This is a genomic window from Microbacterium sp. Y355 (assembly GCF_059445345.1).
The window spans coordinates 2,241,539-2,263,881 of record NZ_JCAIUD010000001.1 but is presented as its reverse complement, the minus strand read 5'-3'; the positions used below and the strand labels follow the sequence as shown (position 1 = coordinate 2,263,881).

Annotated in this window: 25 protein-coding genes; 9 read left to right on the top strand and 16 right to left on the bottom strand. The window is 65.5% G+C overall.

Annotated elements, in window-relative coordinates:
• Nucleotides 1-46: 46 nt before the first annotated feature.
• Entirely contained in the window at nucleotides 47-1,288 is a 1,242-nt protein-coding gene (gene rlmN / locus AC1C2O_RS10850) for a dual-specificity RNA methyltransferase RlmN (protein WP_495430442.1), read from the top strand.
• On the opposite strand, the gene AC1C2O_RS10845 is transcribed toward rlmN, so the two are convergent.
• Nucleotides 1,240-1,626: a hypothetical protein gene (locus AC1C2O_RS10845; protein WP_495430441.1), complete on the bottom strand. Its 387-nt coding sequence runs from the start codon at nucleotides 1,624-1,626 to the stop codon at nucleotides 1,240-1,242. The genes rlmN and AC1C2O_RS10845 overlap by 49 nt on opposite strands.
• 19 nt (nucleotides 1,627-1,645) lie before the next feature.
• Between AC1C2O_RS10845 and AC1C2O_RS10840 the strand changes: the two genes are divergently transcribed.
• A complete protein-coding gene (locus tag AC1C2O_RS10840; protein ID WP_495430440.1) occupies nucleotides 1,646-3,100 on the top strand; it encodes an aminotransferase-like domain-containing protein in 1,455 nt (484 codons plus the stop codon).
• 175 nt (nucleotides 3,101-3,275) lie between these two features.
• On the opposite strand, the gene AC1C2O_RS10835 is transcribed toward AC1C2O_RS10840, so the two are convergent.
• Genes AC1C2O_RS10835 through AC1C2O_RS10820 form a run of 4 tightly spaced genes read right to left on the bottom strand, consistent with a single transcriptional unit; the run spans nucleotide 3,276 to nucleotide 7,693 of the window.
• Nucleotides 3,276-4,169, bottom strand: a complete 894-nt coding sequence (locus AC1C2O_RS10835; RefSeq protein ID WP_495430439.1) for a carbohydrate ABC transporter permease — start codon at nucleotides 4,167-4,169, stop codon at nucleotides 3,276-3,278.
• Complete coding sequence (locus AC1C2O_RS10830) at nucleotides 4,166-5,116, bottom strand: carbohydrate ABC transporter permease (protein ID WP_495430438.1); 951 nt, start codon at nucleotides 5,114-5,116, stop codon at nucleotides 4,166-4,168. Before AC1C2O_RS10830 ends, AC1C2O_RS10835 begins: the two co-directional genes overlap by 4 nt.
• 3 nt (nucleotides 5,117-5,119) lie before the next feature.
• Nucleotides 5,120-6,433 carry an ABC transporter substrate-binding protein gene (locus AC1C2O_RS10825; RefSeq protein ID WP_495430437.1) on the bottom strand — a complete coding sequence of 438 codons (1,314 nt, stop codon included), beginning with the start codon at nucleotides 6,431-6,433 and terminating at the stop codon, nucleotides 5,120-5,122.
• A gap of 39 nt (nucleotides 6,434-6,472) precedes the next feature.
• On the bottom strand, nucleotides 6,473-7,693 hold the full coding sequence (locus tag AC1C2O_RS10820; RefSeq protein ID WP_495430436.1) for an aminotransferase class V-fold PLP-dependent enzyme: 1,221 nt from the start codon (nucleotides 7,691-7,693) through the stop codon (nucleotides 6,473-6,475).
• 129 nt (nucleotides 7,694-7,822) lie between these two features.
• On the opposite strand from AC1C2O_RS10820, the gene AC1C2O_RS10815 reads away from it, so the two are divergent.
• Entirely contained in the window at nucleotides 7,823-8,509 is a 687-nt protein-coding gene (locus AC1C2O_RS10815) for a FadR/GntR family transcriptional regulator (RefSeq protein WP_495430435.1), read from the top strand.
• Nucleotides 8,510-8,584: 75 nt separating this feature from the next.
• Nucleotides 8,585-9,598 (top strand): aldo/keto reductase family protein, encoded by a 1,014-nt coding sequence (locus AC1C2O_RS10810; protein ID WP_495430434.1) that lies wholly within the window; start codon nucleotides 8,585-8,587, stop codon nucleotides 9,596-9,598.
• Between the two features lie 123 nt (nucleotides 9,599-9,721).
• Here the strand turns inward: AC1C2O_RS10810 and AC1C2O_RS10805 are convergent, their stop codons facing one another.
• The 7 genes from AC1C2O_RS10805 to AC1C2O_RS10775 all read right to left on the bottom strand — a co-directional run bounded on the left by AC1C2O_RS10805 (nucleotide 9,722) and on the right by AC1C2O_RS10775 (nucleotide 13,976).
• Nucleotides 9,722-10,231: a glycine cleavage system transcriptional repressor gene (locus tag AC1C2O_RS10805; RefSeq protein ID WP_495430433.1), complete on the bottom strand. Its 510-nt coding sequence runs from the start codon at nucleotides 10,229-10,231 to the stop codon at nucleotides 9,722-9,724.
• A 25-nt stretch (nucleotides 10,232-10,256) separates the two neighbouring features.
• Nucleotides 10,257-11,318, bottom strand: coding sequence for an L-cysteine desulfhydrase Cds1 (gene cds1 / locus AC1C2O_RS10800; RefSeq protein WP_495430432.1), 1,062 nt, complete (start codon nucleotides 11,316-11,318; stop codon nucleotides 10,257-10,259).
• A 22-nt stretch (nucleotides 11,319-11,340) separates the two neighbouring features.
• On the bottom strand, nucleotides 11,341-11,565 hold the full coding sequence (locus AC1C2O_RS10795) for a hypothetical protein (RefSeq protein WP_495430431.1): 225 nt from the start codon (nucleotides 11,563-11,565) through the stop codon (nucleotides 11,341-11,343).
• Nucleotides 11,558-11,683 (bottom strand): hypothetical protein, encoded by a 126-nt coding sequence (locus AC1C2O_RS10790; RefSeq protein WP_495430430.1) that lies wholly within the window; start codon nucleotides 11,681-11,683, stop codon nucleotides 11,558-11,560. Before AC1C2O_RS10790 ends, AC1C2O_RS10795 begins: the two co-directional genes overlap by 8 nt.
• 94 nt (nucleotides 11,684-11,777) lie before the next feature.
• Nucleotides 11,778-12,602, bottom strand: coding sequence for a GntR family transcriptional regulator (locus AC1C2O_RS10785; RefSeq protein ID WP_495430429.1), 825 nt, complete (start codon nucleotides 12,600-12,602; stop codon nucleotides 11,778-11,780).
• Nucleotides 12,603-13,001 carry a D-ribose pyranase gene (gene rbsD / locus AC1C2O_RS10780; protein WP_495430428.1) on the bottom strand — a complete coding sequence of 133 codons (399 nt, stop codon included), beginning with the start codon at nucleotides 12,999-13,001 and terminating at the stop codon, nucleotides 12,603-12,605.
• Between the two features lie 12 nt (nucleotides 13,002-13,013).
• Entirely contained in the window at nucleotides 13,014-13,976 is a 963-nt protein-coding gene (locus AC1C2O_RS10775) for a ribokinase (protein ID WP_495430427.1), read from the bottom strand.
• 141 nt (nucleotides 13,977-14,117) lie between these two features.
• Between AC1C2O_RS10775 and AC1C2O_RS10770 the strand changes: the two genes are divergently transcribed.
• On the top strand, nucleotides 14,118-14,789 hold the full coding sequence (locus AC1C2O_RS10770; protein WP_495430426.1) for a transaldolase family protein: 672 nt from the start codon (nucleotides 14,118-14,120) through the stop codon (nucleotides 14,787-14,789).
• Nucleotides 14,790-14,812: 23 nt separating this feature from the next.
• On the opposite strand, the gene AC1C2O_RS10765 is transcribed toward AC1C2O_RS10770, so the two are convergent.
• The gene (locus AC1C2O_RS10765; RefSeq protein ID WP_495430425.1) at nucleotides 14,813-15,520 is read right to left on the bottom strand and encodes a FadR/GntR family transcriptional regulator; all 708 of its coding nucleotides are present in this window, start codon (nucleotides 15,518-15,520) and stop codon (nucleotides 14,813-14,815) included.
• Nucleotides 15,521-15,567: 47 nt separating this feature from the next.
• Here AC1C2O_RS10765 and AC1C2O_RS10760 point away from each other — a divergent pair, with 47 nt between their 5' ends.
• A complete protein-coding gene (locus AC1C2O_RS10760; protein WP_495430424.1) occupies nucleotides 15,568-16,446 on the top strand; it encodes an amidohydrolase family protein in 879 nt (292 codons plus the stop codon).
• Nucleotides 16,447-16,730: 284 nt separating this feature from the next.
• Here AC1C2O_RS10760 and AC1C2O_RS10755 read toward each other — a convergent pair whose 3' ends face one another.
• Nucleotides 16,731-17,483, bottom strand: a complete 753-nt coding sequence (locus AC1C2O_RS10755; RefSeq protein WP_495430423.1) for an SDR family NAD(P)-dependent oxidoreductase — start codon at nucleotides 17,481-17,483, stop codon at nucleotides 16,731-16,733.
• Entirely contained in the window at nucleotides 17,480-18,340 is an 861-nt protein-coding gene (locus tag AC1C2O_RS10750; protein ID WP_495430422.1) for a fumarylacetoacetate hydrolase family protein, read from the bottom strand. Before AC1C2O_RS10750 ends, AC1C2O_RS10755 begins: the two co-directional genes overlap by 4 nt.
• Nucleotides 18,341-18,464: 124 nt before the next feature.
• Between AC1C2O_RS10750 and AC1C2O_RS10745 the strand changes: the two genes are divergently transcribed.
• The 3 genes from AC1C2O_RS10745 (at nucleotide 18,465) to AC1C2O_RS10735 (ending at nucleotide 21,211) form a co-directional block, all read left to right on the top strand.
• Nucleotides 18,465-19,760 carry an L-fuconate dehydratase gene (locus AC1C2O_RS10745; protein WP_495430421.1) on the top strand — a complete coding sequence of 432 codons (1,296 nt, stop codon included), beginning with the start codon at nucleotides 18,465-18,467 and terminating at the stop codon, nucleotides 19,758-19,760.
• Nucleotides 19,747-20,709, top strand: a complete 963-nt coding sequence (locus AC1C2O_RS10740) for an aldo/keto reductase (protein ID WP_495430420.1) — start codon at nucleotides 19,747-19,749, stop codon at nucleotides 20,707-20,709. Before AC1C2O_RS10745 ends, AC1C2O_RS10740 begins: the two co-directional genes overlap by 14 nt.
• Nucleotides 20,710-20,791: 82 nt before the next feature.
• Entirely contained in the window at nucleotides 20,792-21,211 is a 420-nt protein-coding gene (locus tag AC1C2O_RS10735; protein ID WP_495430419.1) for an RbsD/FucU family protein, read from the top strand.
• Nucleotides 21,212-21,229: 18 nt separating this feature from the next.
• Here AC1C2O_RS10735 and AC1C2O_RS10730 read toward each other — a convergent pair whose 3' ends face one another.
• Nucleotides 21,230-22,234: a LacI family DNA-binding transcriptional regulator gene (locus AC1C2O_RS10730; protein WP_495430418.1), complete on the bottom strand. Its 1,005-nt coding sequence runs from the start codon at nucleotides 22,232-22,234 to the stop codon at nucleotides 21,230-21,232.
• Nucleotides 22,235-22,343: the final 109 nt, after the last annotated feature.

Here is a 22,343-nt window from a genome sequence, read left to right as displayed (position 1 = left end):
GTGCCACCCCAGCCCCTTCCCACCTGCCACCGCGTACCCTGGACACATGACTGAGTCCTCCGCCATCCGCTCGACGGGTCCCGCCAAACCGCAGGTGCGTCCGCGGACAGAGGGCTGGACCCAGAAGAAGGACGAGAGCGGGCGTCCACTGCTGCAGTTCGCGAGCCCGAAGCGTGGCAAGCCGCCCGTGCACCTCGCTGACCTCACGCCCGAAGAGCGCGTCGAGAAGGTCAAGGAGCTGGGGCTTCCCGGCTTCCGCGCCAAGCAGCTGTCCACCCATTACTTCACGCACTACACCTCCGATCCGGCTGCGATGACTGACCTTCCGGCCGATACCAGGCAGCAGCTGGTCACCGGCATGCTGCCGCCGCTGCTCACCGAGGTGCGGCGTCTGGAGACAGACAAGGGCGACACCATCAAGTTCCTCTGGCGCCTGCATGACGGCGCCCTCGTCGAGTCGGTGCTGATGCGCTACCCGGGCCGGATCACTTTGTGCGTGTCGAGCCAGGCCGGGTGCGGCATGAACTGCCCGTTCTGTGCCACCGGCCAGGCGGGACTGACCCGCAACATGTCGTCTGCGGAGATCATCGAGCAGATCGTCCGCGCGAACCGTCTGATCGCCGAAGGTGGTCTGGGCGGCAAGAAGTCTGATGATCACAGCATGGAGCGTGTCTCCAACATTGTCTTCATGGGCATGGGAGAGCCACTCGCGAACTACAAGCGAGTGATGGATGCGGTGCGCACCATGGTCGAGCCGCAGCCGAACGGCCTGGGCATGAGCGCCCGCGGCATCACCATTTCGACCGTCGGGCTGGTCCCCGCCATCCGCAAGCTCTCGAACGAGGGCATCCCGGTGACGTTCGCACTGTCGTTGCATGCTCCGGATGACCACCTGCGCGACGAGCTCATTCCGGTGAACTCGAAGTGGAAGGTCGACGAAGCACTGGATGCTGCGCGCGAGTACTACGAGAAGACCGGCCGTCGCGTGTCGATCGAGTACGCGCTCATCAAAGACATGAACGACCACGCATGGCGCGCCGACCTGCTCGCCACGAAGCTCAATGAGCGTGGCCGCGGCTGGGTGCACGTGAACCCGATCCCGCTGAACCCGACTCCTGGTTCGGTGTGGACCTCATCTACCCGCGCGGTGCAGCACGAGTTCGTACGCAGGCTCAACGACGCCGGCATCCCGACCACTCTCCGCGACACCCGCGGCAAGGAGATCGACGGGGCGTGCGGTCAGCTCGTCGCCACGACCGAGGACGAGGCCGCGGCCGCAGCCATGTGAGCGCTCGGCGCATCCGCGGATGATGCGGCGAGGGACACCACCGCTGCGAGGGTTCTCGCGCGCTGCGCGGGGTGGGCGCGAGCGTGTAGCGCCATCGATCGCACCAAACTGATGATGGCCGGCTCGCGGGTGATGCGAGTTCCGGACAGCGACGCATCGAGATCGCGCGTCCAACGGCTTCCCGTCAGGGCCTCCTCCAGCGCCCGCAGGGGAACGCGGATAGACCCATCACTCAAACGAGAATCGTCCTCGGCGAACCATTCCAGAAGACGTTCAATGGTCCAATCAAGGGAGATTGGCGCAGGGAACGCGATTTGAGGGTTCGATGGCTCGTTCATTGGACCAGAATGCTTTGATATGAGCATCGATCACAGTGCCAATCTCCGGCTGGTGGACCATCGATCGGCCACAGCGGACTCCGAGCGGCTCGCCGCCCGACTTGGGCGCTGGTCGCACGGCGACGGGACGCTCGCCGGTCGGCTCGCCCGTGCGATCGCGGTCCTCGTCGAAAGCGGCGAACTCAGGCCCGGCGACCGGCTGCCGGCCGAACGGACTCTCGCGGGCGTTACATCGGTGTCTCGCGGTACGGTCGTCGCGGCGTATGCGGAACTCGCCGAGCGCGGCGTCGTCGACAGGCGTCAGGGCAGCGGCACGAGCATCGCCGGGAGCGCGGGGTCGCTGCCGAGCACGGCGCGCTCCGGCCGAGGTGAGGCGCTGTTCTCCGCACTGCCGTCTGCTATCGATCTGCTGCGCGGCGTACCGCAGATTCCGGATGCCGGAGTCGATATCATTCGCGCCCACGCCCCGTCGCTCGATTTGGCGACCCTCACTGAGGCAGACCCAGCCGGTCTCCCCGTCCTCCGGCAGCGAATTGCTGACCTGCTCACCGTCGAAGGCACGCCGACGACGCCCGAGCAGATCCTCGTCACCCACGGAGCACAGCAGGCGATCCATCTGCTCGTGAGTGAGATCATCGCTGCGGGTGATGTCGTGCTCGCCGAAGAAATCACCTGGCCCGGCATGTCCGACACCGTTCGCCGACAGGGTGGCCACGTCTATGGGATCCCTCTGGGCCCAGACGGCATTGACGTCGTCGCCCTCGAAGCGGCGATCGTTCGGATGCGACCGGTGCTTGTCGCGTTGAACCCGCACCATCACAACCCGACGGGAACGCGGATGCCGGCGGCCACACGGCAGCGGGTGGCCGAGCTTGCCGCTGAATACGGCGTGCTCGTTCTAGAGGATCGCGTTCTCGCCTCGGTGTCCTTCGACGGGATCGTGCCGCCATCGATCGCGGCGCTGCGTCCAGACGCGCCGATCATCGTCGTGGAGTCGCTGTCGAAGTGGGCGTGGGGTGGGCTGCGCGTCGGGTGGATGCGTGCGGATCCGGTACTGATACGCCGGCTGCGCGCCACGCGACAGCTCGCCGACCAATCCACCAGCGTTCCCGCACAGCTGCTCGCGCTGGACCTGCTCGAGCAGGCTCCGCTGCTGCGCCGACAAGTGAGTGCCGCGCACGCGCTGGCACTGCAGCGTTTGCAGACACAGCTGGCCGAGGAATTGCCGGAGTGGCGTTACACCCCGCCGCGCGGGGGCCTGTCGCTGTGGGTGGAACTGCCCGGCGGATCGGCCGAGGCGTTCATCCGCACGGCGGCCGTACACGGGGTCGCGGTCGCAGGCAGCGCGGAGTTCGCGGCTGGCACTTCGCCCGACGACCACATCCGCATCCCGTTCACCGCGCCGGAGGAGGAGCTGGCAGAGGGCATCCGCCGTCTCGGCGAAGCGTGGCGGGAATATCGAGAGCTGTTATGACGGTCGCGGGGGGGGGGGGGGGGGGGGGGGGGGGGGGGGGGGGGGGGGNCCCACCCCCCCCCCCCCCCCCCCCCCCCCCCCCCCCCCCCCCCCCCCCCCCCCCCCCCCCCCCCCCCCCCCCCCCCCCCCCCCCCCCCCCCCCCCCCCCCCGCGACCGTGTCGTGCTCCTTGACGGCTATTCCTTCACGGCACCCGACGTCAGCCCCTGCACGATCCAGCGGCTCGCCAGGGCGAACATCACCATCGTCGGCAGGATCGTCACGACGGCTGCGGCCGACATCGAGCCCCAGTCCACGTTGAAGGTGGAGATAAAGCCGTTCAGCGCGGCGGGGACCGTGCGATTCTCCTCGGAGTGCATCAACACAACCGAGAGGAACAGCTCGTTCCAGCAGTTGACGAAGTTGAAGATGAACGCGGCGATGATGCCAGGAGTCATCACCGGAACCAGCACGCGGAACAGAGCACCCAGGCGTGAGCATCCGTCGATCATCGCCGCCTCTTCGAGCGCCACGGGGACGTTCTCGAAGAAGCCGCGCAGCATGATCGTGGAGAACGGGATGCATACGGCGATGTAGACGAGGATCAGGCCGAACTTGCTGTCCACCAGATTCAGGTCCGCCATCATCGAGTACAGCGGGCCCAGGGCGATGAACGCGGGGATCATCTGGGTGAGCAGGAACGCGATCAGGACCGCTCCTTTGCTGCGGAACTCGAAGCGGGAGATCACGAATGCACTGAGCAGGGCGATCAGCGTCGCGGTGAGGCCGGCAACGAGCGAAACGATCGCGGAGTTCGCCAGGAATACCCCGAAGCTGTTGTTCTCAAACAGATTCGCGTAGTTCTGCGTCGAGGGCTGGCTGGGCCAGTACTCGATGGGGAACACGTTGACCGTCGATGGAGCCTTGAACGAGGTGAGGGTGATCCAGTAGAGCGGGAACAGCGTCAGCAGCATCCAGACGGTGAGCCCGACGGCGCGCACGACTCCGCCGACGGTGACCTTGCGCCGTCTGCGGGTGGGTGTGGGGCGGCGGGTGCCGGACGGGCGTGCCAGCTGCACGGTGGCGCTCATTTGCTCACCTTTCTCATCGTCAGCAGATAGAACGCGCAGAACACGAACAAGAAGGCGACGACGATCAGTCCGATCGCACTCGCGATTCCGTAGTTACCCTGCTGGGTGTAATTGATCATCCAGGTGGTGATGATGTGCGTTTGGCTCGCTGGCCCCCCAGCCGTCATCGCCCAGATGATGTCGGGGAAGTTGAAGGTCCAGATCACACGGAGAAGCACCGTGAGCAGCAGCGTCATGCGGATGTAGGGGATCATCACCGAGAACAGCTGGCGCGCCTTGCCTGCGCCGTCGAGGCTCGCAGCCTCCAGCATCTCGTCCGGCACGGACTGGAGGGCCGCGAGGATCATGATCGCGAAAAACGTCACTCCGTACCAGATATTGGCGATGATCACGGCGAGCATCGCCAGCTTGGGGTCGGCCAGCCAGGGCAGCGGAGCGTCGATGAGGCCGATCTTCATGAGCAGATCGTTGACCACCCCGAACTCGGCGTTGAACATCCAGCGGAACAGCATCCCGATGAGGAAACCGGACACTGCCCAGGGGAAGAACACCAGAGCCTGGTAGACGCCGCGGAAGCGGAACCGTTTGCGCAGCGCGAGCGCGATGAGGAACCCGATGATGAACTGCGGCACCAGCGAGCCGACGACCCACAACACCGTGTTCCACGCGACCGTCGGGAAGACCGGATCGCTGAAGACGCGCACGAAGTTGTCGAAGCCGACGAACGGGGTGGATGTCAGATCCCACAGATTCCAGTCGTGGAAAGCCATCCGCACGCCTTGCAGCATCGGATAGTACGTGAACCAGCACACGAACAGGATCGCCGGGGCCAGGAAGGCGAGGATCGTCCAGGCATGCCTGGCACGGAACATCCGCTTTCCTGGCCGCGCCGGGGCGGCCCCACCGGATTCACCGGTGGGGCGCCTCGAACGCGTCAGTGTCGTCATGGATCAGTCCTTTTCGGCGGCGTACTTGTCTGTCCAGTACGCATCCCACGACTCGAGCAGTTCTGTGCTGGTCATGTTGCCCAGCAGCACGTTCTGCACATCCTGGTCGGACTTCTGGATCCACTCCGTCCACCAGCTCACACCGCGCGGCTGCTGCACGTTCACGTAGGTGTCGGGGTTGTCGGTCATCGTCACGTAGCTCGTCCACGGACCTGACGCGTAGAAGTCATCGTCTGCGGCTGCGGCGACGATCGGGACGAGGCTGTTCGCCTGAGCGAATTCGGTGGCGGGTTCTGCGGATGAGAGGAACTCGACCAGATCTACGGCGGCATCCTTGTGCTCACTGGCCTCGGCGATTCCCCAGCCGGCGACGGCGAGCGGCTGTGCAGCCTTGCCCGTCGGGCCGACGAGGAGCGGCGCGGTGTCCCACTGATCTTCGGTCAGGTTTGAGTCCTGCACGGTCGCGATGACCTCGGGGTCCTGCAGAAGGAACGCCGTGGAACCGTTCGTGAAGCCGGCCACCATCTCGGGGTAGCCCCAGGAAACGGCAGATGGCGGAGAACCCTGTTCGAACAGCGCGAAGTAGTCGTCGACGGCATCCTGCGCTTCATCGGCAGAGAAGATCGTCGAGCCGTCCTCGAGGAGGAACGCATTGCCGATGTCGAGGTCATCGATCACGTAGGCCTCGATTGCGGCGACGACGTTCGTGTTGCCGTTCTGGCCGCCGCGGAACGCATAACCGTAGGTGTTGTTCGCCGGGTCTTGGATGGCGGATGCCTGCTCGAGAAGGTCTTCCCAGCTCTCGGGAGGGCCGTCGAAGCCGGCCGCCTCGACGAGGTCGGTGCGGTAGAACAGCGACAGGCCGTAGAAGCCGTAAGGAACGAAGTAGCTCTCGCCGTCACCCTCGGCGGCCGCCTTCGCATTGTCGGTCAAGGCATCCCAGCCGTCCCAGCTCGACAGATCGTCGGTCATGTCGTACAGCCAACCGTTGTTCGAGAACGGACCGACTGTGATGTCGCGCACCTCGAGGACGTCTACGCCCTTCCCGGCCTGCAGCATCTGCTGGATGGTCTTGTCCGCCTGCTCGGTCGGCGGCGAGATCAGCTTCACCGTGACCCCGGGGTTGTCTGCCTCGAACTCGTCGAGGAGGCCTCGGAGTAGTTCGGTGCGCGCAGGGTTGGTCAGGCTCTCGACCATCTGGAGTTCGACGTCGCCGCCGTCACTGGACGAGTCGGAACCACCGCCGGAGCAGGCAGTGAGCGCCAGCAGGGCGACTGTGCCCATGCCGACGGCTGTCATCACACGAGTGCGTTTCATGACGTACCTCTTTCTGTGTTGTTCGATCGGGTGAGAAGGTCAGATTGCCGCGGACTCTGCGGCGCGCAGAATCTCAGGGATGCAACGCTCGATGTATGCCTCGAAGTCGCTGATCTCGGTGTAGAGGTGAACAGAGAGGCGGTAGTACCCGCGCCCCTCGAAACTCGTGAACGCGGTCTCGACGCCGACGCGGTCGAAGAGTGTCATGCGCAGAGCATCCGCCTCCTCGCGTGTCTTGCCGAGGCCATCAGGCAAGCGGATCAGTCGCATGGCATCGACCGGCATCGGCAGACGCGCGAGAGCGTCGTCTGCGACATAAGGCTGCACAGCATCCGCGATCATGCGCGCGCCGTGATCTGCGAGCTCGCGCATGGTCTCGCGGGTGCGCTCCCAGGTGTACTCGCGTTCGATGAATTCGATCGCAGCGGGGGTGCTGATGTAGGTGGTGGCGTCGACCGTTCCCTGAGTGTCGAAGCGACCGGGGAAAGGCTCAGTGGCACCCCAGGAGTCGATCAGCGGCCAGAGGTCCTGGCGGTCAGGGTCGGTCGTGATGAGCAGGGCAGACCCGCGAGGTGCGCAGGACCACTTGTGCATGTTGCCGAACCACCAGTCGCCGCCGCCGACTTCGGCTGCATCCGCGATGAGCCCCGGCGCGTGCGCTCCGTCGACGAGCACGCGGATGCCGCTTTCATGGGCGAGCGCGGTGATCTCGGCCGTCGGCAGCTTCCGCGCCGTAGGAGATGTGATCTGGTCGACGACGATCAGGCGGGTGCTCTCACTGATCGCCTGGCGGAAGAGCTCGATGACCTCGTCTGCGGAAGCGAACAGAGGAATGCTGACCACCCGTACGTGCGCGCCGAAGCGTCGGGCGAGGCGGGCGGCGCCCATCGTGATGGCGCCGTATCCGTGATCCGTCACGAGGATCTCATCATCGATGCCAAGACGCAGGCTGTTGTAAACGACGGTGGCCGCAGCCGAAGCATTCGGCACGAAGGCGCTGTCTTCGGCGCGCGCGCCGAGGAACGGAGCCACCTTCGTGCGTGCATCGGCGACATGCTCTGCGATGCGTGGAAACCAGCCGACAGGGTTGCGATCGGCCTGCGCGCGTAGGGCATTCTGGTGATGCACCACTTCGGTCGGCACGGCGCCGAAGGATCCGTGATTGAGGTGGATGATTTTGGGGTCAAGTGGCCAGGCATCCCGTGCGCGCATTCCCGACGCGAGGCGCACGGGTGCAAGAGTGGGGGAAGGATGCTGCATGGTGCCTCGTTCGAAAAAAGATCGGATGCCTGGAACTTGTTGTACAACGCTGTCACATTACGGGCAATAAGGCGATGTTCGGGCATAGATTTAGCAAATTCGTAATACAACTAGGTGAAAGGTGTGCAGATGGGCGCAATGGAGACAGCACTGCACGGGCTGCGTGCGCTCATCGCCGACGGCGATCTGAAGCCAGGGGACCGACTACCCAGCGAGGGTGATTTGTGCGCGAGGCTCGGAGTGTCACGGGGGCCACTGCGTGAGGCGATCCGGACGCTCTCGGCGCTTGGTGTGATCGACACGAGGCACGGATCAGGCAGCTATGTCTCGGAGTTGCACGCCGCCGACCTCATCAAAGGACTCGGACTCACCGTCGGGCTGCTGCCACTGGACTCGATCATCGAGTTGTACGAGCTGCGGCGTGCGCTCGAAGCGCATGCGGCGAGCCTCGCGGCCGCCCGCATCGACGACGAGCTGATCGCCAGGCTCGATCATCTGCTGGTGCAACTCGAAGCTGTGTCCGATGACGAAGCGCTCTCGGAACTCGACCATGAGTTTCACTCGGCGATCGCCGACGTCGCGGGAAATGATGCGCTCGCCACGCTGCTCGACGTGCTGCGTGCACGCTCGCGCGCCTACCGCATCTTTTCCACAGAGGATGCTGCGCAGATCAAGATGTTGTCGGATGCCGGACACCGCGCGATTCTTCGTGGGCTTGAGGCGCGTGATCCGGTGGCCGCGTCCGCCGCGGCCGCCGGCCATGTCGCACAAACCGAGTTCTGGTTGCGCAAGCATCAGCCGCCGGTCGGCTCCTGACCCTCTGGCATCCGATATCTGTGACAATCTGACATTCTTGCGCCGAGGAATCTTCAGAGGCTCTAGCGTTGAACCATGGTCAACTATCGCTTCCTCGGAAACAGTGGTCTCAAGGTCTCTGAGATCACATACGGCAACTGGGTCACGCACGCATCCCAGGTCGAAGACGACGCTGCAGTAAAGACGGTGCATGCGGCGCTGGATGCCGGTATTACCACCTTCGACACGGCTGACACCTACGCGAACACCGCGGCGGAGGTCATCCTCGGCAAGGCGCTGGAGGGCCAGCGCCGCGAGAGCCTGGAGATCTTCACGAAGGTTTACTTCCCCACCGGGCCCAAGGGCGCGAACGACACCGGGCTCAGCCGCAAGCACATCCTCGAGTCGATCAATGGATCGCTCACGCGCCTCGGCACCGACTATGTCGACCTTTACCAGGCGCACCGCTTCGACTACGAGACTCCGCTGGAGGAGACCTTCCAGGCCTTCGCCGATGTGGTTCGTCAGGGCAAGGCGCTGTACATCGGCGTTTCAGAGTGGACGGCAGAGCAGTTGCGCGAAGGACACGCGCTGGCGAAGCAGGTCGGCGTGCAGCTCATCTCGAACCAGCCGCAGTACTCGATGCTGCACCGTGTGATCGAGGGCAAGGTCGTGCCGGCATCCGAAGAGCTCGGCATCTCGCAGATCGTCTGGTCGCCGATGGCGCAGGGTGTGCTCAGCGGCAAGTATCTGCCCGGTCAGCCGGTGCCGGCAGGGTCGCGCGCGACCGACCCGCACAGCGGCGCCGACTTCATCAAGCGGTTCCTGCAGGATGACATCCTCACCGCCGTGCAGAAGCTCAAGCCCATCGCCGAGCAGGCCGGCCTCACGATGCCGCAGCTCGCGATCGCGTGGGTGCTGCAGAACAAGAATGTCGCGGCAGCGCTCGTCGGAGCATCCCGACCAGAGCAGCTCGCCGACACGGTCAAGGCATCTGGCATCACTCTCGATGCTGACACGCTCGCCGCGATCGACACCGCCCTCGGCGACACGGTCAACCGCGACCCCGAGGACACTTACTCGGTGTCACCGCGCGCCCGCCTGGTCTGAGTTTCTCGCCCGTTCTTCCTCGCCGAGCCCCCGTCTTCGCATCGAGCCCCCGTTGTATTGACGTCAATACGACGGGGGCTCGGCGACAAGACGGGGGCTCGGCGGCAGTGGTGGGGCGCGAGATCAGGTCAGCGTGATGTCGACCTGGAGCTCTGTCGTCAGACGCTCCAGGTCTGCGCGCAGGGCATCGAGATCTGTGGATGCCGGAACCGCCGCCGACACTGTCGCCTCGAACAGCCGGCCGCCCGACATTGCGGCATCCTTCGTCTCGGTCGTCATCTCGTGGATGCTGAGTTCGTGTGCGTGCAGCACCGCGGAGACCTCGCGCACAATGCCCGGACGGTCGTTGCCGAGGATCTGCAAGGTGACTGGGCGGGATGCAGTTCTGTCTAGGGCATCCGCCCCGGTGTGTACCGCGATCGTGAGCAAGCCATCGAGCGCGCGCAGCGCCGTCTCAAGATCAGCCTGCCGATCGGGCGTGACGGACACCTGGATGACTCCGGCGAACACACCGGCGAGCTCGGCCAGCTGGCTGTTCTCCCAGTTGCCGTCGTGTGCGTCGACGACATCGGCGATTGCTGCGACGAGGCCGGGGCGATCGGATCCGGCGACGGTGAGGATCAGAGTTGTCATGGCGCCAGCGTAGCCCGCAGCCGGGTCAGCTGTCCCAAACTCCGGTCTCGAGGAAGTCGTCCATCTGGGCGCGATGCGGGGCGAGATCCCAGCCCTGCGCCGCGACCCAATCATCCGAGTAGTACGTGCCGGCGTACCGTGCGCCGCCGTCGCAGATGAGCGTGACGACGCTGCCCTTGCGGCCCGCCGCGCGCATTCGGGCGATGAGCTGGAACGCCCCGACCAGATTCGTGCCGGTCGATCCGCCGGCCCAGTGCAGCGTTCGGTCCTTCAACAGACGGATGGCTGCGATGGACGCCGCATCCGGAATCTGCAGCATTTCATCGATGACACCCGGCACGAATGACGGCTCAACGCGCGGCCGACCGATGCCTTCGATGCGGCTGGGAGTGCCGGTGGTGTAGTCAGCGGCGCCGGTGCTCCAGCCGCCGAAGAACGCCGAGCCCTCTGGATCGACGACCGCGACGCGCGTCGGATGCTGGCGGTACCGCACGTAGCGACCGAAAGTGGCGCTGGTGCCGCCGGTGCCGGCTCCGACCACGATCCAGTCCGGAATCGGGTGCCGCTCTCGGGACAGCTGGCTGAACACGCTCTCGGCGATGTTGTTGTTGCCGCGCCAGTCCGTGGCCCGTTCGGCGTATGAGAACTGGTCGAGGTAGTGTCCGCTGCACTCGGCGGCCAGACGCTCCGCCTCCGGGTACATCTCGGGAGCCCGATCGACGAATTGGCAGCGGCCCCCGTAGAACTCGATCAGGTCGATCTTCTCTTGGCTCGTCGACCGCGGCACGACGGTGACGAACGGCAGTCCCAGCATCCGTGCGAAATATGCCTCGGACACCGCAGTCGAACCGCTGGATGCCTCGACCAGCGTCGTCCCCTCGTGGATGCGTCCGTTGACGAGGCCATAGAGCAGCAGTGATCGGGCGAGTCGATGTTTGAGGGATCCGGTCGGATGCACCGACTCATCCTTCAAATAGAGGTCGATGCCCCACTCGGGCGGCAGCGGGAAGACGTGCAGGTGTGTGTCGGCGCTGCGGTTGGCGTCTGCTTCCAGCAGTGCGATGGCGTTGCTGGTCCAGGAGGTCATGCAATCGAGCGTAGCTGCGCGCTCATAGTGCCAAGTACAAGGCGACGGCGCCGCCGGCGAGTGCAACCAGTACGACCGCCACCACGAGTGGCGCGACCCAGCGCGGACGGCGCTTGAGGGGACGAATCGTCGGTGAAGGCTTGGTCAGCGGGCCAGGCGCCGGTGCGGCACGACCCGTGAGATCGATCAGCGCAGGGGTGGGCCCGCTGGGCGGACCTGGATGCTTCTCATTCCGTTCGTCACTCATCGGAGTAGCCGCCTTCGCCGGTGTCGCCGTCGTATCGGAAGGTCCGGTCGCTCAGCGTGATCTGGATATCGGAGCACCGCGGCTGCTCAGACGACAGCAGGTCCTCGAGGTGGGTCATCCGGTCAGCATATTCCAGTGCGCGGTTCTCATCCACGCCCCACATCGCGGCACTGTTCATGTCGGCAGCTCTCTCTGAGGGGCAGTCATCACCTTCAGAGAGAGACTGTACCCGCGCGCGACGTGCCGCCGCGGCCGTCGATGTGCAGCAGCGAAGCCTGCGATTGCTCTTGACGCAGCTGGAATTCGAATCGTGAACGATCGCCACGGTGCAACGCGATGAAGTACTCGATCGGAGTGCCGGTGGCATCCCGGCTGATGCTGCGCAGTCGCAGGAGGGCCGACCCCGCGCTGACGTCCAAATGCTGCGCCTGGTCATGTGTCGCGACCGTAGCCTCGGCCGAGCGCACGCCGTCAGTCGCCTGTATCCCGTGCTCGGCGAGTACGCGGTAGAGGGATGCTTCGGACAGATCGACGCCGAGCGTGACAGTGCCGATGGCATCCGGCATCCACGTCGTTGAATATGACCACGGTTGGCCGTCCACGTGACGGAGACGCTCGAGCGCGATGACGGGGGAGCCCACCGGAATTTCGAGGGCCTCGGCGACGTCGGCATCGGCATCTTCGTGTTCATGGCGCAGGATGTCGCTGTGTACGTGACCACCACGTCGTTCGACGTCGTCGTAGAGTCCGATCAGCGTGTGCACCAGCGACTCGGCCGTGCGCGGACGTGAGACGAAAGTACCCTTGCCCTTGACTCGCTCGACCAGCCCTTCATGCTCCAGTTGCGCGAGTGCCTGACGAACGACCGTGCGCGAGATGCCGTACCGCTCACAGAGCCGGTGCTCGCCGGGAAGCGGGTCGCCGGGCATCAATCCGTCGCGGGCGATGCCCTCGATGATCAGCTGACGCAGTTGGTCGTACATCGGAGCGGCAGAGTGTCGATCGATCGTGTCGTCCGCAGTCTGGTTTGTGGCCATCTAGAACGCCACCCCCGCGTGCAGGATCACGTTGGCATAGGGCGTGAACTCACCGGAGCGCACGAAGGCGCGAGCCTCGTGGGTGCGCTTCTTGAACTCCACGTGCGGCACGAGCTCGATCTCGATTTCTGGCAGCCGTTCGCGGAGGGCCGTGAGTACCTCGGGGCTCTTCTCAGCGATCTCGGCGGATACCGTCGCGCCTTCGACGACCATCTCGGCAAGCACTGTGTCGAGCACGTCGAAGAACGCGGGTGCGCCGGGACGATAGGCAAGGTCGATCCGCTCGGAGCCGGGAGGAATCGGGAGCCCGGCATCCGTCACGACGATGAGGTCAGTGTGCCCGGTCTCGCTGATGACGCGTGAGAGGGCTGGGTTGATCGTGGTCGAGGTCTTACGCATGCGAACTCCTGATCAGACGGAAGCGCGGGATGCCAGAAAGGCATCGACGTCGCGGCGGAGGGGAAGGCTGGGGGATGCGCCCTGCTTGGTGACGGCCAACGCGCCGGCGGCAGTGGCCAGGCGCACGGCGTCGGGCAGTGTGGCGCCGTTTGCGAGGGCGGCGCCGAGGTAGCCAGCGTATGCATCGCCAGCGGCGGTGGTGTCGACGGCCTCGACTGGCAGCGGCGGAACGATCTCGGCGCCGTCTGCGGTCACGACGCATGACCCTTGTTCGGCGAGCGTGATGACCGCTGCACCGACGCCCTGGGCGAGGAACCAGCGCCCGGCCTGCTCGGCGGTGGCGGCATCCTTCACCTCGATGCCGCTGAGTACGGATGCCTCGGTCTCGTTCGGCGTGACGATGTCGATGTTGCCCCACACTTCTGCCGGCAGCGCGGCGGCCGGGGCCGGGTCGAGAATCACGGTCATGCCATGCTCACGTCCGCGTGCGGTGATGTGCGCGGTGAGGGCGGATGGCGTCTCGAGCTGAGTGAGCAGCACCGAGGTCGTCGCGGCGAGCGCGTCGAGTGCTGCGTCGATCTGCGCGGTGTTCAACTCGGCGTTGGCGAGCGGCACCATCACGATGTCGTTCTGCGCGGAGGCATCGACACGGATGTGGGCGATGCCGGTGGGGCCAGGGACCGTGCGCAGGTGGGTGAGGTCGACTCCGGCCTCGCTGAGACCGTCGATGACCAGGTCGTGGAAGAGGTCGTCACCGACGCATCCGACGAAGGACGTGTGCGCTCCGGCGCGCCCTGCGGCGACCGCCTGGTTGGCGCCCTTGCCGCCGAGCATCAGCGTGAACTGATCGCCGAGAATGGTTTCTCCGCGTGCAGGGAGACGCTGGGAGAAGGTGGTTACATCTGCGGTGACACTGCCGACGATGACGACGCCGGTGCGTTCTGTAGCGGGCGCGTCGGTGGGGGAGGCGGTCATGGGGCTCCTGATCTTCTTCTTCGGCTTCGTCGTCTTCATCGTCTTCTTTGGCGGAGGTCTTCTTTGACTTCGCCGAGTCCTGTCATTACATTAGCCGAGTCTGTACTTGTAACGACAGGTTGCATCTAAGGAGTCGAAGACATGTCTGCAGTCGCAGCCGTTGCCCCGCGCTTGTACGTCGACAGTGCCGATCTCGAGCGAGTCTCACGGCTTCTGGATGCCGGAGTCGTACACGGCGTGACCACCAATCCGACGATCCTCGAGCGTGGTGGACGCAAAGCCGCCGAGATTCCCGATCTATACGAGCGGTGGGAGTCTGAAGGCGCGAAGGAGATCTTCTTCCAGACGTGGGGTGCTGACCGCGCTGAGCTTCTACGCAATGCTGCGATGATCCGCGCGCTCGGCGAGCGTGTGGCGGTGAAGGTCCCGGCGACCGCCGATGGCTTCGCCGTGGCATCCGCTCTTGTCGCCGACGGCGCGACGGTTCTCATCACAGCCGTGTACTCGGTGGCGCAGGCGCTCGCCGCGGCGAGTATCGGGGCGACGTACATCGCGCCCTATCTCGGCCGGCTGAGGGATGCCGGTGTCGATGGTGATGCGCTGATTGCCGAGATGCAGGAGGTGTGTGCAGGTAGCGCGACGAACGTGCTTGCCGCGAGTCTGCGTTCGGCAGATGACATCACCAGGCTGCGGCTGGCCGGCGTGCCGTACTTCACCGCCGCACCCGACGTGCTTGACCAGGTGCTGTTCCACGAGGTCAGCGACAGTTCAGCCGTCGAATTCGACGCCGCCATGGGCCGGATCGGGGCCTGAGCCGCCTCGGTAGGCGTCAAGCGTCAGGTGTCAGGTGTCAGGCGTCGGTCGTCGGTCGCGGCTGCGGCCTGACGAAGCCAACGCTCAACGCCGGCGATGTGCGCCGTGGCGAGGGAAGTCGCAAGGTTCGGGTCGCGCTGGGCGATCGCTTCGGCGATGGCGCGGTGCTCCGACAACGTGCGCTCGACGGCACCCTGCTCGGTGAGGCCTCGCCACACTCGTGCGCGTACCGTCTGACTGCTGAGGTTTTCGATGAGACTGGCGAGATAGGAGTTACCGGCCATACGGACGATGTCGCGGTGGAAGCGGATGTCGTGCTCGACCAGTTCATCGATCGTGACCTCGGCGTCGACAGTTTCGAGTTCGCGGTGCATCGCGTCGAGCGCCTCGGGGGTGCCGAGCGTGGCGGCGAGGCCCGTCGCCTGGGACTCCAGCATCCGCCTCACAGCGAAGATCTCGAGCATCGAGTCGTCGTCATGCATGTCGACGACGAACGAGATGGCCTCCAGCAGCAGATGCGGCTCTAGGCTCGTGACGTAGGTGCCGTCGCCACGACGCACATCGAGTACGCGGATGACCTCGAGCGCCTTGACCGCTTCGCGCATGGAGTTGCGGGAGAGACCGAGCCGCTCGGCGAGTTCCTTCTCGGGCGGAAGGCGGTCTCCGGGGGAGAGCTCCCCGGACATGATCATCGCCTTGATCTTCTCAATCGCCTCGTCAGTGACTGCCATAGCCACAATCCTAGCCAGTGATCCGATGTTTCCGGCAGGATGGGTGCATGCGCATTCTTGATTCACATCTGCACCTGTGGGATCCGGAGCGTCTCGAGTATTCGTGGCTCGAGGGTCCATTGCGGGCGCGGTTTGCTGTGGACGAGCTTGCTGTCGCCGTTGGCGGTCTCGACGGCACGCGCGACTTCATCTTCGTTCAGGCTGGCAGCGCTGAAGGGCAATACCTCGACGAGGTCGAGTGGGTGTCGTCGCTGGCTGCGCGCGTCGGGGTACGGGGGATCGTCGCCGGTGCGCGACTCGATCGCGGTGCGGCCACGATCGAGCATTTGGATACCGTGGCTGAGAAGCCGCTCGTCGTCGGTGTGCGCCACCTGCTGCAGGGCGAACGTGTGGGCTTCGCGGGTACTGCCGCGTTCCGAGCCGGAGTGCTGGCGCTCGTGGAGCGGGATCTGACCTTCGACGCGTGCGTGCGGGGGCCGGCGCAGCTGCAAGATGTGGTCGCCCTCGCGGAGGAGCTGCCCGAGCTGCGGATTGTCCTCGATCACCTCGGTAAGCCCTCGGTCGGCACGGCTGAGGCGCCGGCTGCGCCGTCGACGCAATGGTCAGACGGGATGCATGCGCTCGCCGCGAACTCCCGGGTGTTCTGCAAACTTTCCGGGCTTCCCGCCGAGGCCGACGGTGCATGGGATGCAGCGCAGATGGTGGCCTTTCTCGACGTCGCGCTCGCCGCATTCGGACCCGACCGGCTGATGTTCGGCAGCGATTGGCCGGTGTCCGCGGTGCGCGCATCTGGAACTGTCGCGACCGTTGATCCTGTTGCCATCGCAGCCTGGACGGGTGCCGTGGCATCCTGGGCCGCGTCTCACGAACTAGACACCGACGCGATCCTGTACCGCAACGCGGAGCGCTTCTACGGGATCGGGTAGCCAGCGGGTGTGCCTGCGGGGTCGCGGCCCCGGGCTGGGGCGGGTGTCGCAGGTGGTCGCTATCTGTGGGTGGATGCGGCGATGTGTGACCCCTCGCTGGGCGCGGCCGGAGGGCGGGCCGCGGCAGGTGTCGTACATGGCCGCTACTCGCGGGTGGATGCGGCGATGTGTGACCCCTCGCTCCGCGCGGACGGACCTGCGCCGCGGCGGGTGTCGCAGGTGGTCGCTATCTGTGGGTGGATGCGACGATCTGCGACCCCTCGCGCAGGCCGCGCGGGTCAGGCCTACTCGGCGCGCAGGCGCAGCTGCGCCATACCGCCGTCGACCTCGATGAACGTGCCGGTCGTTGAGCCGGCGCCAGGAGAGACCAGATACGCCACAGCGGCGGCGACCTCCTCCGGGCTGACCAGGCGGCCGTGCGGCTGACGGGCCTCGAGCGCCGCGCGCTCAGCCATGGGGTCATCGGCTTGGCCGAGCAGGCGTCCGACCCACGGAGTGTCCGCGGTGCCAGGATTCACGGCGTTGACGCGGATGCCTTCGCGCAGATGATCCGCGGCCATCGCGCGCGTGAGAGCGGAGACCGCACCCTTGGACGCGGTGTACAGCGCACGCTGCGGCAGGCCGGTCGACGAAGCGATGGATGCCGTGTTGCACACGGCAGCGGCTGGCGACTGGCGCAGCCACGGAAGCGCCGCCGAGGTCACGCGGGCGATGCCGGTGACGTTCACCGAGAGCACCCGTGCCCACTCTTCGTCGTCGTTCGCGCTGATGTCGCCGACCGCACCGATACCGGCGTTGTTCACGACGATGTCGATGCGGCCGAACTTCTCGGCGACGGCCGCGACCGCGGCATCCACGCTGGCGCGATCCGACACATCAGCGGTGAACGCGGCGAAGCGCTCGTCGGCGCCGGAAGGGTCGCGATCGAGTACGGCGATCTGCGCTCCGTCAGCGTGCAGCCGGGATGCGATCGCCGCGCCGATGCCGGATGCGCCGCCGGTGACGATTGCAACGAGACCCTCAAGCGTGGCGCTCATCGGGTCGGCTCCCATGCCACGAAGTTCTGCCGCTGGTGGCCGAGGCCATCGATTTCGATGTCGACGACATCGCCGGCCTTCAGGTAGGGGAACTTGCCCGAAAGGGCCACGCCCTGCGGTGTGCCGGTGAGGATGAGGTCGCCGGGCTCGAGCGTCACGTACTGCGAGAGGTGGTGCACGATGTGCTCGACCGAGAAGATCATGTCACGGGTGTTCGAATCCTGACGGGGCTCACCGCCTACGAAGCTGCGCAGGTCCAGGTTCTGATGATCGACCTCGTCAGGGGTGACCAGCCAGGGGCCGGTGGGGTTGAAGCCGGCGGCGATCTTGCCCTTCGACCACTGTCCGCCTGAGACCTCGATCTGGAACGTACGCTCAGAGACGTCGTTGGCGGTGACGAAGCCGGCGATGTGGTCGAGTGACTCCGAGACGCTGTCGAGATAGGCGGCACGCTTGCCGATCACGACGCCGAGCTCCACCTCCCAGTCGGTCTTCTCACTGCCGCGGGGGATGGTCACGTCATCATTCGGACCGACGACCGTGTTCGGGGTCTTCAAGAAAAGAATCGGAATCTTCGGTGGCTCGGAACCTGACTCAGCCGCGTGCGCGGCGTAGTTCATGCCGATGCAGATGACGGCGCTGGGTCGTGCGATGGGAGCGCCGATGCGCAAATCTGCTGCCCCTTCAAGCTCCTCGAGCTCGCCAGCGGCGAGGGCGGCCGCCACTCGCGAACGGAAATCGCCGGAGAGGAAATCCCCGTTGACGTCGGATGTCACGGGTCGTAGGTCGAGGTGACGATCGCCGTCAACCAGGACGGGAATTTCGGATCCAGGGGCGCCAAGCCGCGCGAACTTCATAGTTCTCCTACCTCGTTAGGGGGCCGCCATCGGGCGGCACGTCTGATTGACAGTATAGACATCGGATGTTTACACTCCAAGAGATCCGTGCAGAAATTTCGTGCTGCACCAGGAGAGGAACCCCGTGAGCCGCATCGTTGCACTCGAGACCACAGATATCCGTTTCCCTACGTCATTGAGCCTTGACGGCTCGGACGCCATGAACACCGACCCCGACTACTCCGCGGCATACGTGATCATCCGCACCGACGCTGCGGATGACATCGCCGGACACTCCTTCGTGTTCACGATCGGCCGGGGCAATGACGTGCAGGTCGCCGGTATCAACGCACTCGCCGGTCATCTCGTTGGGCGGGAGCTCGAGCCGCTGCTCGACGACATGGGGACGACGTTCCGTGACATCATCGGCGACTCGCAGCTGCGCTGGTTGGGCCCAGAAAAGGGCGTCATGCACATGGCTATCGGCGCCGTGATCAATGCGCTGTGGGACATCAAGGCCAAGCGTGCAGGCCTTCCGCTTTGGCAGCTGCTGTCGAGGATGACGCCCGCAGAGATCGTCTCGCTCGTCGACTTCCGCTATCTCACTAACGTGCTCACACCTGAGCAGGCGCTCGAGATTCTCCAGGCGGCGGTCCCCGGCCGCGCCGAACGCGAGGCAGAACTCCTCGCCACCGGATACCCCGGATACACCACGAGTCCCGGCTGGCTCGGCTACTCCGACGAGAAACTCGAGCGCCTCGCCCGGGAGGCCCTTGCTGACGGCTTCACGCAGATCAAGCTCAAGGTCGGCGCGGACCTCGACGACGACATCCGCCGCTTCCGCAAGGCGCGCGAGGTGTGCGGCCCTGACTTCCCGATCGCGATCGACGCGAACCAGCGCTGGGAGGTCTCCGAGGCGATCGAGTGGGTGAACGCGCTCGCCGAGTTCAACCCGGCCTGGGTCGAAGAGCCCACCAGTCCCGATGACATCCTCGGCCACGCCGAGATTGCCCGGGGCATCGCTCCGATTCGTGTCGCAACCGGCGAGCACGCCCAGAACCGGATGATCTTCAAACAGTTGCTGCAGGCGAACGCTATCGAGGTCATGCAGATCGATGCCGTGCGCGTCGCCGGTGTCAACGAGAACATCGCCAACCTGCTGCTGGCAGCGAAGTTTGGTGTGCCGGTCTGCCCGCATGCGGGCGGCGTGGGCCTCTGCGAAGCGGTGCAGCACCTGTCGATGTTCGACTTCGTCGCCATCACCGGCACCCGAGAGGGACGCTTGATTGAGTTCGTCGATCACCTGCACGAGCACTTCGTCACACCGACCGACATTCAGGGCGGTTCCTACATGCCGCCCACCGCTGCAGGTGCCAGCATGGAGATGAAGGCGGAAAGCATCACGAAGTACACCTGGACGGGTGCGTATGTCACGGACTGACCTGAACATCCCGGCGCTCGGGTACGGCGCAGCGAACGTCGGCAACCTTTTTCGCGCGCTGACGGATGCCGAAGCATGGGCCGTGCTCGACGCGGCGTGGGACAGCGGCATCCGCTACTACGACACCGCACCGCACTATGGGCTCGGCCTTTCCGAGCGTCGCCTTGGGGCGTTCTTGCAGACCAAGCCGCGTGACGAGTTCGTCGTCTCGACCAAGGTCGGTCGCCTGCTGCGGCTGAACCCCGATTTCGATGGCGGGCTCGACACCGACAACGACTTCTTCGTGCCGAACGACCTGCAGCGAGTGTGGGACTTCTCGGATGCCGGCATCCGCGCATCACTCGATGAATCCCGGGAGCGCCTGGGGCTCGACCGAATCGACATCGCGTACCTGCATGATCCAGAGCGGCATGACCTCGATCTGGCGCTCGCCGAAGCATTCCCCGCCCTTGAACAGCTGCGCGCTGAGGGGGCGATCGGCGCGATCGGTGTGGGGGCAATGACCAGTGATGCGCTCGCCCGCTCAGTGCGCGGAGCCGACCTGGACGTCGTCATGATCGCCGGCCGATACACGCTGCTGGAGCAGCCGGCGGCTGCCGACGTGCTGCCGGCCTGTCGCGAGCGCGGCACCGGTGTGGTCGCGGCATCCGTGTTCAATTCCGGCCTGCTCGCGAAGGCAGAACCGACTCGCGGCAGCCGATACGAATACGGCGGGATGCCTGACGAGATCTGGGACCGTCTGCAGCGCATCGTTGCCGTCTGCCGCGCGCACGATGTGTTGCTTCCGGCTGCGGCAATTCAGTTTCCGCTGCGGGATGCAGTAACTCGCTCGGTCGTGGTCGGCAGCTCCCGACCGGAACAGGTGCGTCAGAACGCGGCCCTCGCCGCCGCGCCGATCCCCGCCGCGTTCTGGCTCGAGCTCATCGCCGAAGCACTAATCCCCGGATGAATCGACAGCATCCCGACGCGATTTCTGTCGGCTGACCGCGCGCCAGGCGACAGAAATCGCGACGGGAACAGCAAGGAGAAAAATGCTTGAAGGAATTGATCCGTTGCTCACAGGTGAACTGCTGCTGCACCTCGACCGGATGGGACATTCCGATTCCGTCGTGATCGCGGACGCGCACTTCCCCGCCTGGGCGCTGGGGGAACGCGCCATCGATCTGCCGGGGACGACGACACCTGAGGTCCTGGCAGCTATCCGCACGGTGATCCCGCTGGATGATGCGCCAGGTCTCGACCTGATGGCCTCCGCCGACGGCGAAGTTCTCGACGTTCAGCGCGAGCTGATGGCCGCCGCCGGAACAACGGTCGAGACGACCAAGTTCGTCGAGCGCTTCGCCTATTACGACATCGCAGAGGTCGCGTACCTCATCGTCCGCACCGGCGAGACGCGCAAGTACGGCAATGCACTGCTGCGCAAGGGGGTCGTCGGGCACGCCTCTGTGTAGCGGGAGGCCCGGCGCCGATCAGGAGCCGACGGTCGACTCGCGCACGACGAGCTCGGCCGGAAACTCCTTCGTCGCCGGCAACGGCGCCGAAGGGTCGGCAAGTATTTGCAGCAGCATCGTGCCTGCCGCGCGCCCCAGCTCGTACCCGGGCTGACGCACGCTCGTCAGCGGCACGACGCTTTGGCTGGCCTGCTCGACGTCGTCGAATCCGACCAGTGCGATCTCATCCGGAACCGCGACGCCTGCGCGCAGCAGCGCGGTGAGCACGCCGATGGCCACCATGTCGTTGGTGGCGAAGATCGCGTTCGGGCGTTCATCGTTCGGCAGTGCGAGCACAGATGCTGCGGCCTGCAACCCGGCATCGATCGAGAGCCCGGCAACGGGGAACACCGATACCTGCGCCTGCGTGCCTGCCACGGCATCCTGGAGCCCGGAGAGGCGCTGGGCAGTCTGCACGACTCGTTCGGGGTCGCCGATGAATGCGATCCGGTCTCGGCCGAGGTCCACCAGGTGTGCGCCCGCGAGGCGGGCGCCGCCGCGGTCGTCGAACAGCACGGATGCGACCTTCGCTGAGTCCTGCACTGGGCCGATCGTGACCGAGCGGATGCCGCGATCGGCGAGCTGCTCGAGCCGAGGGACGACATTGCCTAGCGGCGAGATCACGATGCCCTGCACCCTGTGCATTTCGAACAGCTCGATGTTGCGCAACTCCTGCTCGGCATCGCGAGCGCTGTTGCTGAAGAACAGCGACCAGCCGCCCTCGCGCGCGGTGTCCTCGACGCCTCGGGACAGTTCGTTGAAGTATGGCAGCCAGGCATCGAGCAGGATCAGTGCAAGCGTTCGGCTGGAACCTGCCCGCAGCTGGCGTGCGGACTCATTGGGCACGAAGCGCAGTTGCGTGATCGCCAAACGCACCTTCTCTCGGGTGGCCTCGCCCAGCAGGTGCGGATGATTCAGATAGTTCGAGACCGTCGAGGACGAGACTCCGGCCAGCGCCGCGACATCTTTCACGCTGGCGGTCATCGCACTCCTGGTTCGTGGGGGAGCGTCCAGCATATCCGCGCGACTTGGCACGTTACAAGTCTGTCTTGACAGATCGCTTTCGACGCTCGTATCGTATGGATCAGCATTA